Genomic DNA, 20927 nt, shown 5'->3' with positions numbered 1-20927 from the left:
ATCATTGACAGTGACGTTTGATTTCCTTTCTCAAAAAATCCAGTACCACCAGCATTTGCCGGTTGCTGTTCATCAGGCCGGTGACGAAAATAGCGCCTTCCAGCATGGTGAACATCAGGACAGCAAACCTGTCTTCATCCCAGTCTTTCCTGAACTCTCCGTTGTCTTTGCCCAGTTGTACCAACAGCCGGATGCGCTGCTGGAAATACTGCACCAGCTCCTGCACTTTCTTTTTCAACACAGGGTTGGTGTCATCGGCTTCTATACCGAAATTGAGCATCGGGCATCCGCCGGCAATATCACGGTTGAGCGGATAACGGGCATAATACGAAAACAAAGCCTCAAATTTCCCGATGGCCGTTGGCTCAGGCCCCGTCACCGCTTTAAGCCGCTGTTTTTCCTGCTCCGCGATGTAGTCGAATACCTCTGCCACCATTTCCTCCTTGGAAGAGAAGTTGCCGTACAACCCTCCCTTGGCCAACCGCGTAGCCTCCATAATATCGCTGATAGCCGTACCAGCCACCCCTTTCTGATTAAAAATGGGCGCGGCGGTTTCGATAATAAACTGCCTCGTTCTCGCTGCTTTGCTCATAATATTAAAATTAGACCTTTCGGTCTTATTTAACAAATAAAAATTTGAAACAATTCAATTATTATGGGGTCCCCGGGCTCACGCCCGGGGCTACAATGTTTGTTCAAATTCTTTTGATGCAGATTGGGAAGGGAGGGAGACCTAATCATTAATCATGATTATGAATTATGATTATGAATTATGATTATGAATTATGATTATGAATTATGATTATGAATTATTGTTATGAATCGTTAGTTATTAAGGGAAACAGACGGATCTGTTCCTGTTTTATAAGTCTTATGACAACGGGAAACGTGAATCCGTTTATGATTCATTTTAAGGGTGATGTTTAAGGGTGGCATTGATTTTTCCGAAGCTGTTGTGTCAGCGGCCGGAAGAGCCCAGTATATTATCAACAGCGGCTCCGTAGGCAGCGCCGATGGGGATAGCTATATTGCGGATATACAGCGAAGCACGGTCTGCCCGCTCTACCTTATCGTTGGCCACGATATAGGAACGGTGCACACGCGTAAAAAGTGCCGCCGGCAGGAGGTCCATAGCCTCTTGCATAGACAGGCGGGAAATCAGCCGCCGGTCTTTCAGGATAAAATTTACGTAGTTGCCGGCGCTTTCGAGGTATAGGATATCCTCCAGCATGATCTTGAACTGTTCGTAACCGCTTTTCAGGAAAATGTAGGCCGGCGCATCTTTGGGCTGGGGGCTCTGTTGTTTCAGTTGCCACAGGCTATGGGCCTTGTTGCATGCTTTGATGAAACGGATCAGGGAAAACGGCTTCAGGAGATAATCGACCGCATCCAGCTCAAAACTTTTTACCGCATGCTCGGAATAGGCGGTAGTGAAGATGGTCATGGGCGGCTGCGGCAGGCTGGCGATAAAGTCCAGGCCGGATATGTCCGGCATTTTGATATCGAGAAAAAGGAGGTCCACTTTCTCCCTGCTCAGAAACTCCATGGCTTCGTAGGCGTTGGTAAAATAGCCTTTCATTTCCAGGAAAGGCACCATGGCGGCGTGATTTTTTATCACGGCCAGGGCGACTGGTTCATCATCAATGGCAATGGCAGCGAGCTTCATAACACTACATTTTCCTGTAACAAGATAGGGATTTACGATATTTTGCCGAGCAACAGGTTTTTCACCTGTTGCCACAGCTGGCGGTACTGCCGGTTTTCCCGGCGCTGCCAGTCTCTGACGATGGCCGCAGCTTCTTCCCGGCGCAACTCCCGGGTGCTTTCAAACACTTCATCCACTATTTCCTTATCGGCCGTCAGCGCCGCTTCCTGGTAATGATGCAGCAGTTCCTTTCCGGCTTCGGTTTCCAGTCTCGCGGCGGTGGTACCCTGCGCCGTGGCGCTGGCCAGCCGCTCTTCGTACTCCCCTTTAGGCATCAGCACTTTGCTGAGCAGCGGCATGATCTCTATCAGCGTAATGATAAATACGATGAGCCGGTACCGTTGTTGCAGGGCCGGATGCTGATCGGTCAGTTCATGCAGGGCTTCCACCTGCGCCAGGAAGCCGTCTGTCAGCGTTCCCTGGTAGATCGTTTCCTTCAGGCTGTCGGCGCTGTGCATGGCCGCTACCTGCGCCTGCAGCTGCTGTTCTTTGGGCTCCCAGTCGTGCCGCATCAGGGCGAGTTCCTCTTCCGACTTCATATACGCCGATTTTTTTACCCGCGCAATGGAAGACTCCCCGATCCGGCCGGAGCCGCCCGTACCGTCTGTTTCTTTGATATAGGCGTCTTTATCAAATTTCAGTTCCCGCTCCTTTTGCTGTATCTGCTGCCGGCCGCGGTCCAGCGCCTGCTGCAGTTCCGCCCGCTGACCGGCATTCATGGCGGTCAGCTGTTTACGGTAAGCATCGAGCTTGCTTTGTTTGCTCAGCTCCAGTTGAGCCGTTATGTCTTTCTTAAACAACATCAGCACGACGGGCTGGGATATAAAAAGCCCGATGGTAACGGCCAGCAATAAACGAAATGCCACCGGCATAAAACGCATATTACCGTTACCACGGGACATGGCTGCAATCAATGTCCTGTCGATCGACAGGATGGCGAAACCGAAGAATAACGCTAACGCCAGCACGATCATATCATCTTTCACAATGGTGGAGAAAAAGTATCCCCAGGCAAGGGTGGCAAACATCCAGGTAACAAAAACGGAGAGCCCGATGATCCGGTACCGCTCCCGCTCCGTCCTGCATTCTGCCAGGATATCGGCATCGGCAGCTGCCAGCCACCACAGGAAGCGGGTGATCCCGTCCGGCGCCGGCAGCGGTTTAACATCTTCTTTCGTATGAACATCTTTCTTCAACATCAGATCAGTCTTTAACGTCTATTGTCAGGTGTACAAAAAATTCGCTGGTAGTATGCCGTATGCTCAGCTCATGGCGGTTGGGGTACAACAGCGCCAGCCTTTCTTTTACATTATTGAGCCCGATGCCCATGCTGTCACGCTCCGGATCGTTCTCCGGACGCTGGTGCACGCTGTTGTACACATCAAAAAAGAGTTGTTCGCTGTTACAGCTGAGCGAGATCACGATGCGTGACCGGTGGCGCAGGCTGATACCATGTTTGAAAGCATTCTCCACAAACGGGATGAGCAACATGGGCGCTATTTCGTGCTGGCACTGGCTCTCGTCAATATTCACTTCGATCAGGATATCGGGGGAAGACAGGACCCGCAGGCGCTGCAGATCAATGTAGTTTTGCAGATAGGCCACTTCTTTGTCCAGCGCTATCTTGGTCAGATGGTTATCGTGCAGCATAAACCGCATCATGTCTCCCAGCTTCTGAATACCTTCGCTGGTACGGGGCGCCTCTTCCTGTAAAGCCGTGCCGTACAGGGTATTGAGAGCATTAAATAAAAAATGGGGATTGATCTGCGCACGTAAAAAGTCCAGGTTGGCGGTGGAATGACCAAGGGCCGTTTGCAGGTTCTTCACCGTGGTGACCTGCTTCTGGCGGGACAGGTAAAAGAACCAGGTCACCGGCAACACGACACCGGCACATATCAACACACCGAAGCTGAGGATAGGGCCTAACAATCCCGCTCCACCATGATGGACCGCCCTGACGATCATCGCCATCAGGAAATTAGCGCCCAGTATCAGCAGCACCACATCGCGGATAAAGATCCTTTTGTTGTGATGTACCAGTTTAAAGTCCGGAATGATTTTATAGAAAAGGATGAAAGCTACACTGATAATAACGGGACCGAAGAAAAACATCAGCCAGAAAGCGTCCCGCGAATCGCTGAACACCAGCGCCATCATCGCCAGCAGTATGCCGGAAAAGATGAGCACTTCCCGGGCGATCTTGCGGTACTGTGCATTGACCAGCATCCGTTGATGCAGGTAATCGAAATAGGCATTACGAACGTAATAATACACCACATACAATACGCCGCAGAAAACGGTGGTGATAAACGCCGATTTGGCGAAGTGCGTATGTGCGCCCCGGACGGTGTCATAAACACCGAACAGGTAACCGTTGTAATAAGAGCCGGCTATCATCATCCCCAGGAAAAATATCAGCCCGGTGAGCAGTAACAGAAAAATGCCCATCCACCATTTCCGCTGTTCCAGGAAGCGGGGAACGATGACAAAGTTCAACATCAGGAAACCGGTGTAAACGAAGACGATACGCGCCATGGACGGCAGCAGGTAGTGGATATAATAATCGAATACCTGATCATACCGGGCAAACTTATGCCCATAGATCTGTTGTAACTCAAACACATTGTAGATAATACTGGGATAAAGCAGGCCGAACATCAGCAACAGGGCAATCCCTGATGCTACGCCGAACTCTAATTTCCTGAACTGGTCCATAAGCGGGAATATTTACGGCAATATTAGCTATTGAAAAGGTGCAGCCGGTCAAAATGGGATGAAAACACCGGATTATGGGACGAATCCCGAATCTTTATTATTTTCAGGTCCACAATTTACACCTTATGAAAACATCCAGCAGAAGAAAATTCATCGGTACCGCCGCCACGCTTTGCGCCGCCAGCGCCGCTACCGCTATGCCACTGTCCGCCGGCAACCACAAATTTCCGATCGCACACCATGTGTTTTTCTGGCTTAAAAACACTGGTTCCACCGCCGACCGCGATAAGCTGGTGGAAGGCATCAAAAAGCTGTCCGCCATCCCGGCGATAGGTCAACTGCACGTAGGCATAGTGGCCGACACCGAAAAAAGAGACGTGGTAGACGCCAGCTGGGCCGTGTCTGAACTGATGTTCTTTAAAGACCTGGCATCGCAGGCTGCTTACCAGACGCATCCTATCCATCTCGATTTTATCAAAAACTACAGCCACCTGTGGGAAAAAGTCGTGGTGTACGACATACAGGAAGTATAAACCGTCCTACTATTATGGCAACAGAATACTGGATGCAGGGGCCTGTAGAAGGCATCCCTGCTTTATTGCAGCCCGTAGCCCATACGTTGCTGCAAGCCCGGGCGGAAATCAACGCCCTGATGGCCGGCTTCCCGGAAGACCGGCTGTGGGAACAACCGGCCGGCGTAGCTTCTGCCGGCTTTCACCTGCAACACCTGCGCGGCGTGCTGGACCGGCTTTTCACCTACGCGCGCGGGCAGTTGCTGTCACTGCAGCAACTGGAAGAACTGAAAGCAGAAGGCCAACCTGTTGCCGACACCGCCACCTTGCTGGCAGCATTTGACCAGCAGGTGGATAAAGCGCTGGCACAGCTGTCGCAGACAGATCCCGCCACCCTGACGGATTTCCGGGGCGTAGGCCGCAAACAGCTCCCCTCCACCGTACAGGGGCTGCTGTTCCATGCCGCCGAGCATACCATGCGGCATACCGGGCAGCTGCTGGTGACGGTAAAGGTGCTTGCTTCAGCTTAATAGTGGAATATGAAAAAAGTGTTTGAAGTAATGAGGATGCAATAGATGCTGAAGTGCTGGCACAATGCGGCCCTTCTCAGTTAATTGTTTAGAAAGCGTTTTGGGGGAGAAAGGAAAAAGCCAGGCGCCCATTAAGGGCGCCTTTGCAAAATAATATTATCATTATCTGTTTCCTGCCTTCGGCAACTGATACACCACGTTCTCGGTCACTCCTTTCCACTGGTCGGTGCGGAAGGGTGCTGCCGGAAGTCCCTCTTTGTTAAAGAGATTACCGTCGGCCGCATCATCGGCCCAGTTGTAGCGCACCGCCACAGGGGTTGTTACCTGCTCGCTGTATACTTCCACTTTTCCATTTACGATCGCAGCTTTGGCATAGTAGAAACGCTGGTCGGCGCCGGCTACTTCGAAGCCTTTCAGGTAGCCGTAGCGGTCTTTGACCACCAGCCCTGATCCCGGATCGGTAAAAGATATCAGCGCTTTGTTACCGCTGATGTCCATGGATTTGTAGGCTGGTCCGGCGGGAACTACCGGTTTGGCATATACGTTTTTCAGTACATTCAGTGCCAGGCGTTTGCCAACGTCCTGTTTGTTCCTGGGATGGATATCATTTCGTTCACCGATATCGGTGGTAACGGCCATGCCTGTATGCGGCAGTGACAGTGTCATGGCCTGTGCTTCCCGCAGTTCCGCCCAGTTGCTGCCGTTGTTGCTGTTACCTTCTCCTTTGCCGCGGGTAGGATCGTAGCTGGCCAGCTGTACAAAATAGAACGGAAAATCGCCCTGTTTCCACTGATTGCGCCAGTCGGTGATCATCAGCGGAAATGACTGACGGTATTGGTAAGCACGGCCGGCATTGCTTTCTCCCTGGTACCAGATAGCCCCTTTGATGCCGTAAGACAGCAGCGGATGTATCATGGCGTTGAACAGGCAGGCGGGATAACCGTTAGGCCCGGTGATGGAATCGATGCCCAGTGGCTCCGACATCATGGCCCGGAAGGTTTCGCTGCCCAGGAACCCTTTCCTGCTGATCCAGGCTTCCACCTGGGTACCGCCCCAGGAGGTGTGTATCAGGCCTATTGGCACCTGCAGTTCTTTATACAGTTCGCGCCCAAAGAAGTAGCTTACTGCACTGAAGTTGCCCACATGTTCCGGCGTGGCCGGCACCCAGGCAGCTTCGGCCACGTTGTCCTGCGGTTCTTTTGCCACGGTTCTCTTCACGGTAAACTCCCGGATCTGCGGATAATCGGCCGCTTTTATCTCTTCTGCGCCTTTGGTGGCGTCTTTTACATGCCATTCCATATTGGACTGCCCGGAACAGATCCATACATCCCCCATCATGACGTTGTCGTAAGTGATATTGTTTTTACCGGTAACGGTCAGCACAAAAGGGCCGCCGGCCTGTTCAGGCTTCAGCTTCACCATCCATTTGCCGTCGCTGCCGGTCTTCACGGACTGCTTTTGCGATTTAAACTGTACCGTCACTTTCTCCCCTTTATCGGCCCAGCCCCAGATGCAGACAGGCTGGTCACGTTGCAGTACCATACCGCTGCCAAAGAATGCGGGCAGGGTAACGTTGGCGGATACACTCGCCGTTATTAACAAACAGGCTGTCAGCAGCCAGGTGTTTTTGATCATGGTTGATAAATTTGCGTGCTTTTGAAAGGTAAAAAGTAATAAAAAGAATTTTCCGGTGCAACCTGTACTCCCACAATCAGGGATACTTTATTATTTTTAGTCTCCCGGCGGCGCAGTCATGTGCTGCCTGCAATCAAAACCAGTATCCAAAATCGCAAATTTGCTTTATGAGACATCTTCTTTTATGGCTGGCCGCCATTCTTTTATGGACAGGCGTACAGGCGCAACAGACGCAGAAGCCACCGTTGCACGGTAAAAAATGGATGGCCGTTACCGGCAAACCGCTGGCGGCTACCGCCGGCGCCATGATTTTCCAGCGGGGCGGCAACGCCGTAGATGCCGCCTGCGCCATGCTGGCAGCGACCTGCACCATGTGGGACGTATTGAGCTGGGGCGGTGAAACACAGGCGCTGATCTACAACCCGAAAACAGGGAAAGTGATCGCTATCAATGCACTGGGCGTAGCGCCCACCGGCGCCACGCCCGCGTTCTTCAAATCCAAAGGATACGATTTCCCACCGGAATACGGTCCGCTGGCGGCCGTCACTCCCGGTACCGCCGGAGGGCTCTGTTATATGCTGGCACAGTACGGCACCATGAGCCTCAAAGAAGTGCTGGCGCCGGCTATGGATATGGCCGCCGGCTACCCCATAGAAGCGCAGACGGCCAACAGCATAGAGCGTGGTAAAAAATACATTCAGCAATGGCCTTACAGCAAAGCTGTTTTCCTTACCCATCCCGGTGAGAAAAGGGAAGCGCCCGAAGCAGGGGAAATGTTTATACAAAAAGACCTGCTGGCCACCCTCACTAAAATGGTGGAAGCCGAACAGGAAGCACTAAAAAAACACAAAAGCCGCAAAGAGGCTATCATGGCGGCCTATGACCGTTTCTACAAAGGAGACATCGCAAAAGAATTTGTACGCGGCTGCCAGGAACAGGGCGGTCTCATTACCCTCGAAGACCTGGCCCGCTGGAAACCCATCGAAGAAGAACCGCTGCATGTCAACTATCGCGGTATTGAAGTATACAAACTGCAGGAATGGACACAAGGACCGATGTTGCTGCAAAGCCTTAATATCCTCGAGAACTTCGACCTGAAGGCCATGGGTTATAATTCACCGCAGTACATCCATACGCTGTACCAGACCATGAACCTTACTTTCGCCGATCGCGATTTTTATTATGGCGATCCTTATTTCAATAAGAACAGGGCTATCATGGGACTGCTGAACAAAGACTACGCAAAGGCGCGGGCCAAACAGATCCTGCCTGACCGCAACGATGTCGCGGCCGGTCCGGGAGACCCGTATCCCTATATCGGTAAAAGCAATCCTTACCTGCATTTCCTGGAAGAGCGCAAAGGTTATATGGATACCACCAACGGCCGCAAGCCCGGTGGCTTTGTGCCCAAACACGACGCCACTACTTTCAATACAGGAAAAGACACAGAACAGTTGTACGCGCAGCAGTCAGCCGACAGCGCCTACCATGACCGGCTGTGGAGGGGCACTACCAGCGTGGAGGCAGCGGATAAAGACGGATGGGTAGTGTCTATCACCCCCAGCGGCGGCTGGCTGCCCGCCTGTATCGCCGGCCGTACCGGCATCGGTATGAGCCAGCGCCTCCAGAGCTTTGTATTGGATTCCGCCATCTGCCCGTTCAATGTAATCGCACCCGGTAAAAGGCCACGTGTAACCCTCACCCCTTCCATGGCGCTGAAAGACGGCAAACCATTCCTTTCGTTCGCCGTTCAGGGCGGCGATACGCAGGACCAGAACCTGTTACAATTTTTTGTGAACGTAGTGGATTTCGGGATGACCGTACAACAGGCCACCGAAGCGGCCAATATCAATACCAACCAGCTGTGGCTGTCACTCGGCGGCAGCAAGGTCAGCGACCGCATGCCACGGCCGGGAAGTCTGTTACTGAACAATAATACGCCTGAAAAAACACGCAGCATACTGGAAAGCATGGGCTATCACCTCAGCTTTGAACAGCGCACCAGCGGCCCTGTCAATGCCATTTATCTTGACAGCAAACATGGTACGCTGTGGGGTGGCAGCAGTAACCATGGCGAAGATTATGGAATAGCCTGGTAAGTCAATTACGAATTACGAATTACGAATTACGAATTGAGGGCTCCCTTTTGGAACGGTTATTAAATACCCGCTCTATAAAGGGAGCCCTCAATTCGTAATTCGTAATTCGTAATTATTTGGTCCAGATTTCATGAATGGGATCACCTTTGGAACTGAGGCCGCTGTGGTCCCAGGAATTGCCGTCCACTTTTCCTTTGAAGGTGAGAGAGGCGCCTACGCGGGAGTTATCGCGGGAGAAGAAATCAATCTTTTCTGTGTACACGCCGTTTTCGAAGGTGTACGTACCGCCGCCGGTGCCGAAGAATTCACCGGTAGCCGTGTTGATGGCCACCCATTGGAAGCGGGTGCCGGTCAGGATTTTAATGGTTTTGCGCGCACCGGGTGTGATGGTATTCATTTTGCCGTTCTGTTCCCTCCCGGTGATCTGCCAGCTGCCGGCCAGCGGACCGTCGCCGTTATCCACGCGGGTCCATTCCACCCGCTGACCGCCGCTCTGGGTGGTGGTGAGTTTTCCATCCGCATAAGAGAGGGGCACGGAACCCTCCCAGCCTACCTGACTACCTTCTTCGGTATTAAATTCTATTTTGATGGCTACGTTATCACTGCCATCGGCTTTCCAGGTACCGCCCATGGTGTCAATAAAACTGGTGTCCTGGTAGGTGGTGATGGAGAAATACCCCGGCGTGATCAGCAGGATGCTGTTCACCCCGCCATGGGAGGACTTCCAGGCGCCCCGGAAGTTTTCCTGTGCTTTCCCGATGGTCGCGAAGGCGCACAGGAAAGACAAAAGAAGGCATAATGTTCTCATATAAGCTGTTTTATAGTGAAAAATATAAGCATCTTATGAGGCGCCCTTCTCCTTACTTCGTTGCCTTGTTCTGCGCCGTAATGTCTTTCAGGACATCCGCTCCCATGCCTGTGTGCGCCAGTATCCCCGTAATAAACGCTGTTTTTCCTTCCACGTAGCTGTCAATATCATGAGGATATCTGGCGGCCAGCTCCTGTTTGAGTGTGCCATACTGCAGCGCTGCTTCCGGATGCTGTCGCAGGTAATTGCGGAGCTCCAGGTGGTTTTTCAGGCTTACGCAGCCTTCCACGCAAACATACAAATTATGCGCCGGCCATACGGTGCCCTCTCCGTCGAGCGGCGAAGTGCCTGCATTTCTGCCGAAAGCCTCCCTGCCCGGGATGCCCAGATCCCCTCTCCATGTGTATCCCAACCGCTCCAGTCCCACCACCACCGGAGGCAGGCCGGCAGCCTCCTTTATCAGGATATCGATATCGATGACAGGCTTCGCTGCCAGGCCGGGTACGGAAGTACTGCCAACATGTTCAATACCTGTGATAAGATTACCCAGCTGTGCCCGGTAAAGTGCTGCCAGCTGCCGGAAGGTATCGGCCCATTCGGGGGTATAAGGCACTACGGTAATCGTTCTCTTTTCCATGGCGGTTGGTTTATTCAATGATAAAGGTCCTAAAATCCGTAGTAAATCGCTCTTTTTGTATATACGCCATGATCAAACCGGAATAATACCTCGTAGCCGCCGGCGCCATCGCTGTTGCTGGCGGTGATATAAAGCCGGTCGTTTTTACGGTCATAAAACACCTCCGTCAGTTCAGGGTTCGGCTGGTACAGATCGCGTATAGCCTTCTCCGGTACCACCACGGCGCGATTACCGATTTGTATCGTAAAAGTGTTGTATTCCCGTGTGGGCAAGCCGCCGTCACAACCATAAAAATCGTTGCCGTCTATTTTTTCGACAAAAGAGAATCCCTCCTCCGACTTACCATGGTGCACCTGGTGGTCTTTTTCCACAAAAGGCCGCGTTGTGAACATCACCGTCACCGAGTCCTCCTGGAACACCACGTTGGTTTCCGTCTGCTGCCTGACTTTGATCTTTTCAAAAGTACTGATCATTTTTATACGGGACCGGTGCACAAAACCACTTTCAATTTCGTTTTTCCGGTGATAATTGATATTACACCATTCCCCCTCCTGCTCCCACGTATACACGACTTCACCATCCTGTACCTTGTCTGCTATCTTCCGGGAGATGCCTGCGCCCTCCCTTACATTGGTATAACCATCTTTGTCCTGTATCACGCCAAATTGCGCCTGCGCCTGCATTCCTATGGACAACAACATTACTGCGCCGATATATTTCATCCTGCTATATTAAACGAAAAAGAAAAAGAAAAACTCAACAGGAGCTACCCTACCGTTGTCTTCCGGCGGATATTCATGGATATTTCCGATAAAGGACGGGGATGGCATACTGTCAGGGATATACGGCGCAAGATACATTTATTCACCGAACAGCGTTGATTTTTCAAATAATGTGAGTTGCATGCCCGCAGGGTCTTTCAGCCGTACCACCCTGCTCCACGGAGCGGTAGTGACCGGGCTCAGTGCCTCAGCTCCTGCTGCTGTCAGCGCATCTGCGGCAGCCGTTATCCCGTTGCCTACATTCAGCGCCAGCCGTACCGGGCCTGCCACCCTGTGTCCCACTTCAAGCGCATCGATGGTGGTGGCATGTTTGGCATCGATCAGTTCCAGCGACGCCAAACCGGCTTCCAGGATAATACCGTTGCCGGTTTCTTCATTCCATGACTTGGAGACAGGCAGGCCCACCGTATCCCGGTAAAACCGGATGACCTCTTCCAGGTTCTCGACTGTCAGTACCAGCCGTAGTTCTTTTACTTTCAAATAATCATCGTTTTAAAGATCAAATATAAAACAGGAGGTCAGCGGGTACCAGGTACAAATAGAGGATGTTCCGGTACGCCGGCAGGTTCCCTGGTAAAATACCGGATTTTTTGTCGTATTATGGCATCCTGTAACCACGTTTTAAAGGAATGGAAAGCGAACAATGAAGCCACAGACCGCCATCAACCCGGTCATGTAAAGTTTCTGTTAAGACTAACGCACGGTAGGGGAATATGCCCGTGGAGATACTACTTTTATTTTTTGTTTTTTCTTTAAAGGCGCATCGCAGTTCATGATCTCAGGAAAAGATTTAAAGAAAGAATGGGGGGAATTTGCAACACAGGAAAGCCCGGAAGCTTTCTACAGCATCTACATGCACTATTACCACTACCTGGCTTATGTGGGCCTGAAAAAAGGATTTGACAGCGAGCAGGTTAAAGACATCGTCAACGATGTTTTCCTGAAGCTCTGGGAGGGACGCCACAAACTGCAGCAGGTAACGCATTTCCACAATTATATCGTGACCATCTTCCTGCGGGCCCTGTTCCGGCAGGAAAGCGCCGCAATGGACGTCACCGTAATGACGGCCGAAGTACCGGACTGGCTGCTGTCCGACTCGGCGGAAGAGCAGCTGATAGCCCGGGAACAAAGCGCGCAGCTACAGCAGACGGTCAGCCGCCAACTGGAAAGCCTTCCCTCCCGGCAGCGGCAGATGATCTACCAGAAATTTTTCCTGAACCTCTCCTATGCCGAAATAGCCACGGCCAACGACGTGTCTGTCAACACTGTTTATAATACCATCTACAAAACGCTGGACAAGCTAAAAGCCAGTATCAACAAGGAGCTGATCACGGTGCTGATCTACCTGCTTTTCTTCTTTCACATTTTATTTTCCCACTGAGTAGTGAAAATGAATTTTTTCCTGCTCTATTGATTAAACAGCGGATGACATATGTCTGAAAATGACTTCTCCTACCTCGTTCACGACGAGCGATTCATCAACTACTGCCTGCAGCGCAATGCCGCTGACGTGCGGTATTGGGAAGAGCGTCTTCGTCAGGACCCGGTGCTGGCCAGAGAAGCCGTAGCGCTCAAGCCGCTGGTCGTAGCCCTCGCCACCGCCTCGCAGCAACAGGAGGCGCAACAGCAATGGCAGCTGCTGCAACAGCAAATGGGCAATACCCCCGCACTGCTGCCACGCCAAAGTAACCGCTCCTGGTACCGGATACCGGCCGCGGCCGCCGTATTGGCGTTGCTGTTATGGGGCGCTTACACGCTGACAAAACCAGCAGCGTTGCCCGTTCCCACCGCGCATCGCAACAAAGTACAGGACATTCCCGCCGGTGGCAACAAAGCCACCCTGACGCTGGCCAATGGTGCCCGCATTGTGCTCGATGACGCTGCCAACGGCACCGTCGCCAGCCAGGGAGGCGTCAGCATCCGGAAAACCGCCAACGGTCAACTTATCTATACTGTTACCGGTAACAACCGGCCTGCAGACACCGGCTATAACACCATCCGGACGCCCAAAGGCGGCCAGTACCAGGTGAACCTGCCCGATGGCAGCAAAGTATGGCTGAACGCAGCAACTTCGCTGACATTCCCTGCCGCTTTCGGCGCCAGCGACCGTACAGTAGCACTCATCGGGGAAGCCTGTTTTGAAGTCGCCGCCACTACCAGCGCGCAACCATTTACCGTCAAAGTCAACGACCTGTCCATCGACGTGCTGGGCACCCAATTCAACGTGATGGCCTACGCCGACGAACAAAACAGTCACACCACCCTGCTGGCAGGCGCCGTACGCGTCACCAAAGGCAACGTCAGCAAAGTGCTGCAACCCGGACAGCAGGCGGTTGCCGGTAGCAATATACAGGTGCGGGCAGCGGACACCGAAGCAGCAGTAGCATGGAAAAACGGGATGACCGTTTTCACCGATGCCGATATCCACAGCATCATGAGGCAGATATCCCGCTGGTATGATGTGGACATCATATACCAGGGAGAGATACCACAACGGCGGTTCACCGGCAAAATACCCCGCAACGCCAATGTGTCCAAAGTGCTGAAGATATTGGAACTAAGCAACATTCATTTTACCATAGACGGACGAAAGATCATTGTAACACCTTAACCAGCCTGATATGAAATAAGATTACCATACCAATAACACATGCTGTTCAAAAAAAATCCGGTAGTGCTGGGAACACTACCGGTGGGAGCTGTTTTCTCAAAACTGCCCTTTTGAGCGCATGTTATCCATCTGCAACAGACGATTAAACACTTCACTCAAACTTTTCAAAAGTATGAAATTTTCTACGCTTTATGTTCCTCCAAAAGGACAATGGAAGAAGCATTTCAAAATCCTGATGATCATGAAACTGACGGTATTTTTACTCCTTGTCGCCTGCCTGCAGTTAAGCGCTGCCGGCTATGCACAGCAACTCACGTTGTCTGAGCAGCATGTGCCACTGGAGCGTGTCTTCAAAAAAATCGAGCAACAGAGCCGCTATCTCTTCTGGTTCGAAAATACCAGCCTCCATCACACGAAGCCTGTCAGCATACAGGTGAAAGAGGCCTCGCTGCAACAGGTGCTCGACGCCTGTTTCAGAGACCAGCCCCTCACCTACAGCATCGTAGACAATGTGATCGTGGTGACCGCCAAACAACCCGCCCCCTTTAATCCGCTGACACTCCTGCAGGTAAAAGGGAAGGTCACCGACGAAAAAGGGAATGGCCTTCCCGGCGCCATCGTCCGCATCAAAGGCAGCACTGCCGTCACCACTACCAACAGCAACGGCGAATTTGTATTTAAGGAAGCGGACAATCGCGCCGTACTGGTGGTGTCCTACGTAGGTTATGTCACCCAGGAGGTCCCCTACAGCGGCCAGGATGGCTTCATCATCGTACTGAAAGAAAAACCTACCGGGCTGGATGAAGTGATCGTGGTAGGTTATGGCCAGGTAGCCAAAAAAGATCTTACCGGCTCCGTAGCCACTATCAAAGGCGAGACCTTTGAAAATGTGCCCATCCTCACGCTGGACCAGATGCTGCAAGGCAAAGCGCCTGGCATGCAGGTCACTTCCATCAGCGGGCAGCCCGGCGACGGTACCAGTATCCGCATCCGTGGGGGTAACTCCCTCAGCGCCTCCAATGAGCCGCTGTACGTGGTAGACGGCATCATTGCCGCCGGCGACGAATTTAACCTGAACCTGCTCAACCCCGAAGATATCGCCTCCATCGACGTCCTGAAAGACGCCTCCTCCACCGCCATCTACGGCGCCCGTGGCTCTAACGGCGTTATCCTCATCACCACCAAAAAAGGGAAGACAGGGAAAGACCGTGTATCCGTTAACGTTAACTCCGGTTACCAGGAGCTGCCGAAGTTCATCGACATGATGAGCGGGCCGGAATATGCGCAGATGGTCAACGATCAGCTGGCATCGCAAGGCAAAGCGCCCTTTTATCCCGATGTGAACAACGTACCCAATACCAACTGGCAGAAAGAAATTACCCGTGCGGCAAGGCAGAACAGCATCACCGCACAGGCCTCCGGCGGCGACGCTAAATCCAGCTACATGATCTCCGGCAACTATGCCGACCAGGAAGGTATCATCCTCAACTCCGGTTTCAAACGTTACCAGTTCCGCCTGAATTATTCCCGTAACATATCTTCCAAAGTACAGGTAAGCACCACCCTGAACGCCGGCAGCGGCCTCACCAAAAACAACCCTGTTTCCCTCGGCGGCCTCGATTACTATTCTTCCGCACTGGGCGTGGCGCCTACCATGCCGGTGTATAAAGAAGACGGCACCTTCGCGCTGAAAAGGGAATACAGCTCCGGTAACCTCAACCATCCGCTCGCACAGGCCACCTATATCAGCAACCCTGTCCGCAGGAACAACCTGCTGGGCAATGTGACCATCAACTATAAACCCATCAAAAGCCTGACCTTTAAAACTTCTTTCGGCACAGAACTGAACTTTACCAAAAACAACTCCTACTCCTCCGGTCAGCTGCCTGTGGCCAAAAACGGGAACGGCGGCGGCGTAGCCAGCGTAGCCACTACACAGGACATGATGTACCTGCTGGAAAACACGGTGTCCTATAACCAGACGTTCCGCAAACACCACCGCGTGGACGCCGTGGCCGGTATGACTTTCCAGAGCGCCAACACAGAATACGTACGGGCACAGGGCTCCAAATACCCGACAGACGGCATGGAATACAACAACCTCAATGGTACCGATCAGAGTACCTTTATTATCAATTCCTCTTATTCCCAGTTTGCCATTGTTTCCTATCTCGGCCGTGTCAACTATGGCTACAAAGACCGCTACCTGCTTACACTCACCGGCAGGGTGGATGGCTCTTCCCGCTTTGCCACGAACAACAAATACGCTTTCTTCCCCGCTGTGGCAGTGGCATGGCGCGCTATAGAAGAACCATTCATCAAAAACCTGCATGTCTTCTCCAACCTGAAACTGCGTGCCTCCTATGGTAAAGTAGGCAGCCAGGCGATTGCGCCCTATGGCTCCCTTCCCACCCTCAGCGGCTCCCGGTACATACTCGGCAACAATATCAATACCCTCGGCTATGTACAGGGCAACTACGGCAACGCCGATCTCCGCTGGGAAACGACCGGTCAGTACGATCTCGGCATTGAAGCCGGTTTCTTCAACAACCGCCTCACCATCGAAGCCGACTTCTATACCAAACGTACCAACGACCTGCTGAATAACAAACAGCTGCCCGAACAAACCGGCTACTCCAGCATCCGCACCAATATCGGCGCTATCCGCAACAGCGGCGTGGAACTGATGGTCAACACCGTTAACATCGACCGGAAAAATTTTAAATGGAATACTTCTTTTAACATCGCCCACAACAAAAACAAAGTGGTAGACCTGGGCGGCGTGGATTATATTCTCACACAGAACGTTTCTTATGCCGGCAACGTAAGCCGCCTTACCCTCAACGATCCTGTGGGCACCTTCTGGGGAGCGGACTATTACGGCACCCGTAAAACGCTGGATAAAATACCCGGCGCCGTTTCTCCCAATGCCACCCCGAGGCTGGGAGAAGCGCTGTACGCAGACCGCAACGGCGATGGTAAACTGAGTGTTGACGACTATCATGTGATCGGCGACGCCAATCCCCGCTTCTTTGGCGGTATGGCCAACAACCTTACCTATAAACGGTTTACACTCAATTTCTACATCTCCTATTCAGAAGGCAACCAGATCATGAACATCGCCGACGCATTTTATAACTCCGGCGATCTGCTGTCCAACCAGTACAAAACGCTGGTCAACCGCTGGTCCCCGCAGAACCCGACGTCAGATATACCGGCCTTTTCAAGAGATTATATTCCCAATACCCGCTGGGTATATGACGGCTCTTTCCTCCGTCTGAAATCGCTCACGCTGGGATATAACATTCCTGCCAAAGCGCTGCATGCCAGCTGGTTCCAGAACATCAACGTATACCTTTCCGGTTCCAACCTGTTCCTGATCACTTCCTATCCGTACTTCGACCCGGAAACCAATGCTTATGGCAGAAGTTCCACCGTACGCGGGTTTGACGCGACCAACTACCCACAGAGCAGGACCTATGTGGCAGGCATCAAAATAGATCTTTAATCTCTCCGAAATCAGCACAAAAACATGAAAAAGATATATATCCTCTTTAGCGCCTGTGTATTGCTGGCTTCTTCCTGTGGGAAGCAGCTGATAGAAAATCCGAAGAGCGCGATTGGTACCAACACCTTTTATTCCAACGATGCAGAAGCCGTGCTCGGCGTCAATGGCGTTTATTCCTGGCTGGGCACTTCCGGTGGCTTCAAGAGCAGCTTATGGCGCGCGCTGGATGAAGGTACCGACGTTATCCGGGGCCGTATCTGGGCCAACGACCCTGTGCCTACCTACCAGCTGACATCTTTTAATCCCGGGTATACTTCCGCCATCTGGACCACTATGTACCGCGGCATCAGCAATGCCAACCTGGTGATCGACAAAGTGAGCAAGTCCGCCGGTGTCAGCAAAAACATCAAAGACCGGGTGATCGGAGAAACCAAATTCCTGCGTTCCCTGTATTACTATTATCTCACCGGTCTCTTTGGCGATGTAGTGTATTATGACGAAACCAATTACACCATCGAATACACGCAAAGCCTGCCGCGTGTATCCGCTGCCGATATCCGGGAGAAGCTGGTAGACGCGCTGACAGACGCCGAGAGTAAACTGCCCGCCAAATATTCCGGCGCCGATGCAGGCCGCGCCACCAAAGGCGCCGCACAGACGCTGCTCACCAAAATTTATCTCTGGCAGCAGAAATGGGACCTCGCACAGAAAAAAGCGCAGGCCATCGTGGACAGCAAGACTTATGTGCTGCAGGCCAGCTACGCCGATATCTTTCTCGAGACCAGCGAGTTTGGCCCCGAAATTATTTTTGAGGTAGACTTTGAGCCGGTGCTGAACGGTCATGACCACTCCGCCTGGTACCAGCCGCAGAAACAGGTAGGCGTAAGCCCTTTTGCCAGCCGCTCCTGGTATGGCACCTATATTCCGTACACCACTTTTGTGAACACCATTGAGGAAGACGACAAACGCCGCGCCTCCATCATCGCGACCAGTTACAACAACCAGCCTTTCCAGGTAGATCCCGTGGAGCAGATCAAGGTATGGAGCGGTCCTAAATTCTGGCGGCTCAACACCCAGCAGGACAACGACGGCGGCCTGGACATGTACGTGTTCCGCTATGCTGACGTGCTGTTGATGCTGGCCGAAGCCGCCAATGAAAACGGCGATGCAGACAAAGCGCTGTGGGCTGTGAATGAAGTACGCAAGCGGGCATTCGGCGCCGCCGGCGTATTTACCGCTCCCCTGGGACAGCAGGCCATGCGGGATTACCTGTTCAGGGAACGTGCGGTAGAACTGTATGGAGAAGGACAACGCCGGCTGGACCTGATCCGCTGGGGTAAACTGGTAGCAGCCGTGAAAACAGCTGCCGCCACAGAAGACGCCTATATCGCCAACAACATCCAGGATTTCCACATACGGTACCCGATACCCGCCATTGAAATACAGAAAAACCCGAACCTCGCTCCCAACAACGAGGGATATTAGCAACAGCGGCGCCTTCAAACGGCGCCGCTGCTGTTTTAGTCCTGCCCTTTTTCCTTCGTTCTGCCCAAAAAAACCGGGTCTGTTAACTAAAATCCCTATTTTGGCTTTGTGAAATGGAGTTCCAGATGCCAAAATCAAATCGTGATTTCCCGGATGACTATGGGAAAGAGTTATGGGAAGAGATGCGGGCCGGAGGCGATCAGTCTGTCTTTGCAAATTTCTATCATCACTATGCCAGCCGGCTTTTTCACTTCGCCTGCACCTTGCTGGGCGCAAGGGAACCGGCGGAAGAAGTGGTAAACGATGTGATGCTCTGGACCTGGAAAAACAGGCACACCTTGCCGGCAGTGGAAAAAGTAAGCGTATATCTCTATACCGCTACCCGGAATGCCGCCTATAACTATCTGAAAAAAAATGCACGCAACGCCACCGATCCGCTGGACGATATTCAGCCGGAGCTGTTGCAGTTTTCCCCCTCCCCGGAGCAGTTGCACCTTTCTTCTGAAGCCATCAGGAAGATAGAACAGGCCGTGAGCGCCCTTCCCGGCCGTTGCCGTCTCGTGTTCAAGCTTATCCGGGAAGATGGCCTGAAATACAGGGAGGTGGCGGACGTACTGGATATTTCCGTAAAAACGGTGGAGGCCCAGATGGCCATCGCCATCAAAAAACTGCATGAGCAACTGCAGGATAAGAACAACTGAAAAAATTTTTTTGTCCCCTTTAGGGGTTTTTGAATAAACAGGTTGCCTTATAAACAGAGGCATCTTTTGACAGAGCTATCAGAACCAAGGATATGTTGCCTGAGAATATTTGGGAAATAGTAGCCCGGAAACTGTCCGGAGAAGCCTCCGAAGCGGAAGAACAGGAGTTGCAGGACCTTATGGACCAGCACCCCGCGCTGCGGGAAACCATACTGGCTGCCGAAGCGCTGCAGCTCACCCCACAGGTGGAACATGCAGCAGCAGCCATGGGTTTGGATGGCTGGCAACAGCTGCAACAGGAGATCGGCGAAGCGCCCGCCCCTGCCCGCTCCAACATCCGTCGTTTGTTAATCCGTACCGGATGGGCTGCCGCCATCCTGGTGATGGGAATATTATCCTATAACTGGTGGCTGGGCCATACCTGGCAAACGCTGGCCACCACCGGCAGCAAAGACAGCCTGCTACTGCCGGATGGCTCGCGGGTATTCCTGAATGCCAATACCACGCTGCGTTATGCCCGCAACTATGGAAACGGCAGCCGGGAACTGATACTGGACAGCGGCGAAGCCTATTTTGAGGTAGCCCCGCAACAGAACAGTCCTTTTACCGTACATGCCGCCGCCGTAGATATTAAAGTGCTGGGAACCGCCTTTAACGTGCATCGCTCTGCTAACGGCCAGGTAGATATTTTCGTGACCAGCGGCAGCGTTAAAGCGGAGAACAAAAGCGGTAAAAGCATGGTGCTGATCGCCGGCGCACAGGTCACCTCGTCGGATAAAACACCGGACATCAGACCGGTATCCACTTCCACCGAAAACGTACTGGCCTGGAAAACAAACCGCCTCGTGTTCAACCGCATGCCGCTCAGCGAGGTCGCCGTAGTACTGGCCAATTATTATCAGCTCGATGTGGTGGTGACAGACAGCGTAGTGTCACACAAAGTATTACAAGCTACTTTTAACAATAAACCACTCGACGAAGTATTGGATGTCATCGGGAAAGCATTAAATGTCAATATTACCAAAAAGCAAAAAACACTTGAATTCCATCAGTAACATTCAACCAAAAGTAACCGCCGAAGCAACGAACAGTGAACTAACACCCTGCTATCCGGCATCAATGTAAACAACCATTTCAATCGTAATTCCAGGCCATCCGTGATGCATTGCCATGCATCCGACGGGACCTCATTCACCTAA

At 52.3% G+C, this 20927-nt stretch carries 18 protein-coding genes; 9 read left to right on the top strand and 9 right to left on the bottom strand.

Annotated elements, in window-relative coordinates:
• Position 1 precedes the first annotated feature (1 nt).
• The 4 genes from HF324_RS08005 to HF324_RS07990 form a co-directional block, all read right to left on the bottom strand.
• Complete coding sequence (locus HF324_RS08005; protein WP_168862253.1) at positions 2-592, bottom strand: TetR/AcrR family transcriptional regulator; 591 nt, start codon at positions 590-592, stop codon at positions 2-4.
• A 366-nt stretch (positions 593-958) separates the two neighbouring features.
• Positions 959-1666 (bottom strand): LytR/AlgR family response regulator transcription factor, encoded by a 708-nt coding sequence (locus HF324_RS08000; protein ID WP_168811186.1) that lies wholly within the window; start codon positions 1664-1666, stop codon positions 959-961.
• Between the two features lie 32 nt (positions 1667-1698).
• On the bottom strand, positions 1699-2904 hold the full coding sequence (locus HF324_RS07995) for a DUF4407 domain-containing protein (RefSeq protein WP_168862252.1): 1206 nt from the start codon (positions 2902-2904) through the stop codon (positions 1699-1701).
• A gap of 4 nt (positions 2905-2908) precedes the next feature.
• The gene (locus tag HF324_RS07990; RefSeq protein ID WP_220100700.1) at positions 2909-4420 is read right to left on the bottom strand and encodes a sensor histidine kinase; all 1512 of its coding nucleotides are present in this window, start codon (positions 4418-4420) and stop codon (positions 2909-2911) included.
• A gap of 125 nt (positions 4421-4545) precedes the next feature.
• On the opposite strand from HF324_RS07990, the gene HF324_RS07985 reads away from it, so the two are divergent.
• Together HF324_RS07985 and HF324_RS07980 are read left to right on the top strand one after the other, a co-directional pair.
• Positions 4546-4953, top strand: a complete 408-nt coding sequence (locus tag HF324_RS07985) for a Dabb family protein (RefSeq protein ID WP_168811182.1) — start codon at positions 4546-4548, stop codon at positions 4951-4953.
• A gap of 14 nt (positions 4954-4967) precedes the next feature.
• Complete coding sequence (locus HF324_RS07980) at positions 4968-5462, top strand: DinB family protein (protein WP_168862251.1); 495 nt, start codon at positions 4968-4970, stop codon at positions 5460-5462.
• Between the two features lie 162 nt (positions 5463-5624).
• On the opposite strand, the gene HF324_RS07975 is transcribed toward HF324_RS07980, so the two are convergent.
• The gene (locus HF324_RS07975) at positions 5625-7097 is read right to left on the bottom strand and encodes a sialate O-acetylesterase (protein ID WP_168811173.1); all 1473 of its coding nucleotides are present in this window, start codon (positions 7095-7097) and stop codon (positions 5625-5627) included.
• 167 nt (positions 7098-7264) lie between these two features.
• Between HF324_RS07975 and HF324_RS07970 the strand changes: the two genes are divergently transcribed.
• Positions 7265-9196 (top strand): gamma-glutamyltransferase family protein, encoded by a 1932-nt coding sequence (locus tag HF324_RS07970; RefSeq protein ID WP_168811171.1) that lies wholly within the window; start codon positions 7265-7267, stop codon positions 9194-9196.
• Positions 9197-9308: 112 nt separating this feature from the next.
• On the opposite strand, the gene HF324_RS07965 is transcribed toward HF324_RS07970, so the two are convergent.
• The 4 genes from HF324_RS07965 to HF324_RS07950 form a co-directional block, all read right to left on the bottom strand.
• Positions 9309-10004 carry a membrane or secreted protein gene (locus tag HF324_RS07965; protein WP_168811169.1) on the bottom strand — a complete coding sequence of 232 codons (696 nt, stop codon included), beginning with the start codon at positions 10002-10004 and terminating at the stop codon, positions 9309-9311.
• Positions 10005-10056: 52 nt separating this feature from the next.
• Complete coding sequence (locus HF324_RS07960; RefSeq protein ID WP_168862250.1) at positions 10057-10641, bottom strand: GrpB family protein; 585 nt, start codon at positions 10639-10641, stop codon at positions 10057-10059.
• Positions 10642-10670: 29 nt separating this feature from the next.
• Positions 10671-11363, bottom strand: a complete 693-nt coding sequence (locus tag HF324_RS07955; protein ID WP_168862249.1) for an SH3 domain-containing protein — start codon at positions 11361-11363, stop codon at positions 10671-10673.
• 138 nt (positions 11364-11501) lie between these two features.
• Positions 11502-11903: a VOC family protein gene (locus tag HF324_RS07950; protein WP_168811163.1), complete on the bottom strand. Its 402-nt coding sequence runs from the start codon at positions 11901-11903 to the stop codon at positions 11502-11504.
• 292 nt (positions 11904-12195) lie between these two features.
• Between HF324_RS07950 and HF324_RS07945 the strand changes: the two genes are divergently transcribed.
• The 6 genes from HF324_RS07945 to HF324_RS07920 all read left to right on the top strand — a co-directional run bounded on the left by HF324_RS07945 (position 12196) and on the right by HF324_RS07920 (position 20783).
• On the top strand, positions 12196-12804 hold the full coding sequence (locus HF324_RS07945; RefSeq protein WP_168862248.1) for an RNA polymerase sigma factor: 609 nt from the start codon (positions 12196-12198) through the stop codon (positions 12802-12804).
• Positions 12805-12855: 51 nt separating this feature from the next.
• Complete coding sequence (locus HF324_RS07940; protein WP_168862247.1) at positions 12856-14034, top strand: FecR family protein; 1179 nt, start codon at positions 12856-12858, stop codon at positions 14032-14034.
• A gap of 172 nt (positions 14035-14206) precedes the next feature.
• Positions 14207-17542: a TonB-dependent receptor gene (locus HF324_RS07935; protein ID WP_168862246.1), complete on the top strand. Its 3336-nt coding sequence runs from the start codon at positions 14207-14209 to the stop codon at positions 17540-17542.
• A gap of 24 nt (positions 17543-17566) precedes the next feature.
• Positions 17567-19027: a RagB/SusD family nutrient uptake outer membrane protein gene (locus HF324_RS07930; protein ID WP_168811155.1), complete on the top strand. Its 1461-nt coding sequence runs from the start codon at positions 17567-17569 to the stop codon at positions 19025-19027.
• A gap of 125 nt (positions 19028-19152) precedes the next feature.
• Positions 19153-19728, top strand: a complete 576-nt coding sequence (locus tag HF324_RS07925) for an RNA polymerase sigma-70 factor (RefSeq protein WP_168862245.1) — start codon at positions 19153-19155, stop codon at positions 19726-19728.
• A 92-nt stretch (positions 19729-19820) separates the two neighbouring features.
• The gene (locus tag HF324_RS07920; protein WP_168811151.1) at positions 19821-20783 is read left to right on the top strand and encodes a FecR domain-containing protein; all 963 of its coding nucleotides are present in this window, start codon (positions 19821-19823) and stop codon (positions 20781-20783) included.
• The last annotated feature ends 144 nt before the right edge of the window (positions 20784-20927 follow it).

The organism is Chitinophaga oryzae (assembly GCF_012516375.2).
GTDB lineage: Bacteria > Bacteroidota > Bacteroidia > Chitinophagales > Chitinophagaceae > Chitinophaga > Chitinophaga oryzae.
This window is presented reverse-complemented; position numbering and strand designations above follow the sequence as displayed.

Bases quoted from the DNA above. Each gene is read 5' to 3' on its own strand.
- HF324_RS07970 (WP_168811171.1), top strand. From the start codon at position 7,265: ATGAGACATCTTCTTTTATGGCTGGCCGCCATTCTTTTATGGACAGGC.
- HF324_RS07930 (WP_168811155.1), top strand. From the start codon at position 17,567: ATGAAAAAGATATATATCCTCTTTAGCGCCTGTGTATTGCTGGCTTCT.
- HF324_RS07990 (WP_220100700.1), bottom strand. From the start codon at position 4,420: ATGGACCAGTTCAGGAAATTAGAGTTCGGCGTAGCATCAGGGATTGCC.
- HF324_RS07960 (WP_168862250.1), bottom strand. From the start codon at position 10,641: ATGGAAAAGAGAACGATTACCGTAGTGCCTTATACCCCCGAATGGGCC.
- HF324_RS07975 (WP_168811173.1), bottom strand. From the start codon at position 7,097: ATGATCAAAAACACCTGGCTGCTGACAGCCTGTTTGTTAATAACGGCG.
- HF324_RS07920 (WP_168811151.1), top strand. From the start codon at position 19,821: ATGTTGCCTGAGAATATTTGGGAAATAGTAGCCCGGAAACTGTCCGGA.
- HF324_RS07940 (WP_168862247.1), top strand. From the start codon at position 12,856: ATGTCTGAAAATGACTTCTCCTACCTCGTTCACGACGAGCGATTCATC.
- HF324_RS07935 (WP_168862246.1), top strand. From the start codon at position 14,207: ATGAAATTTTCTACGCTTTATGTTCCTCCAAAAGGACAATGGAAGAAG.
- HF324_RS08005 (WP_168862253.1), bottom strand. From the start codon at position 592: ATGAGCAAAGCAGCGAGAACGAGGCAGTTTATTATCGAAACCGCCGCG.
- HF324_RS07995 (WP_168862252.1), bottom strand. From the start codon at position 2,904: ATGTTGAAGAAAGATGTTCATACGAAAGAAGATGTTAAACCGCTGCCG.
- HF324_RS07965 (WP_168811169.1), bottom strand. From the start codon at position 10,004: ATGAGAACATTATGCCTTCTTTTGTCTTTCCTGTGCGCCTTCGCGACC.
- HF324_RS08000 (WP_168811186.1), bottom strand. From the start codon at position 1,666: ATGAAGCTCGCTGCCATTGCCATTGATGATGAACCAGTCGCCCTGGCC.
- HF324_RS07955 (WP_168862249.1), bottom strand. From the start codon at position 11,363: ATGAAATATATCGGCGCAGTAATGTTGTTGTCCATAGGAATGCAGGCG.
- HF324_RS07985 (WP_168811182.1), top strand. From the start codon at position 4,546: ATGAAAACATCCAGCAGAAGAAAATTCATCGGTACCGCCGCCACGCTT.
- HF324_RS07980 (WP_168862251.1), top strand. From the start codon at position 4,968: ATGGCAACAGAATACTGGATGCAGGGGCCTGTAGAAGGCATCCCTGCT.
- HF324_RS07925 (WP_168862245.1), top strand. From the start codon at position 19,153: ATGCCAAAATCAAATCGTGATTTCCCGGATGACTATGGGAAAGAGTTA.
- HF324_RS07945 (WP_168862248.1), top strand. From the start codon at position 12,196: ATGATCTCAGGAAAAGATTTAAAGAAAGAATGGGGGGAATTTGCAACA.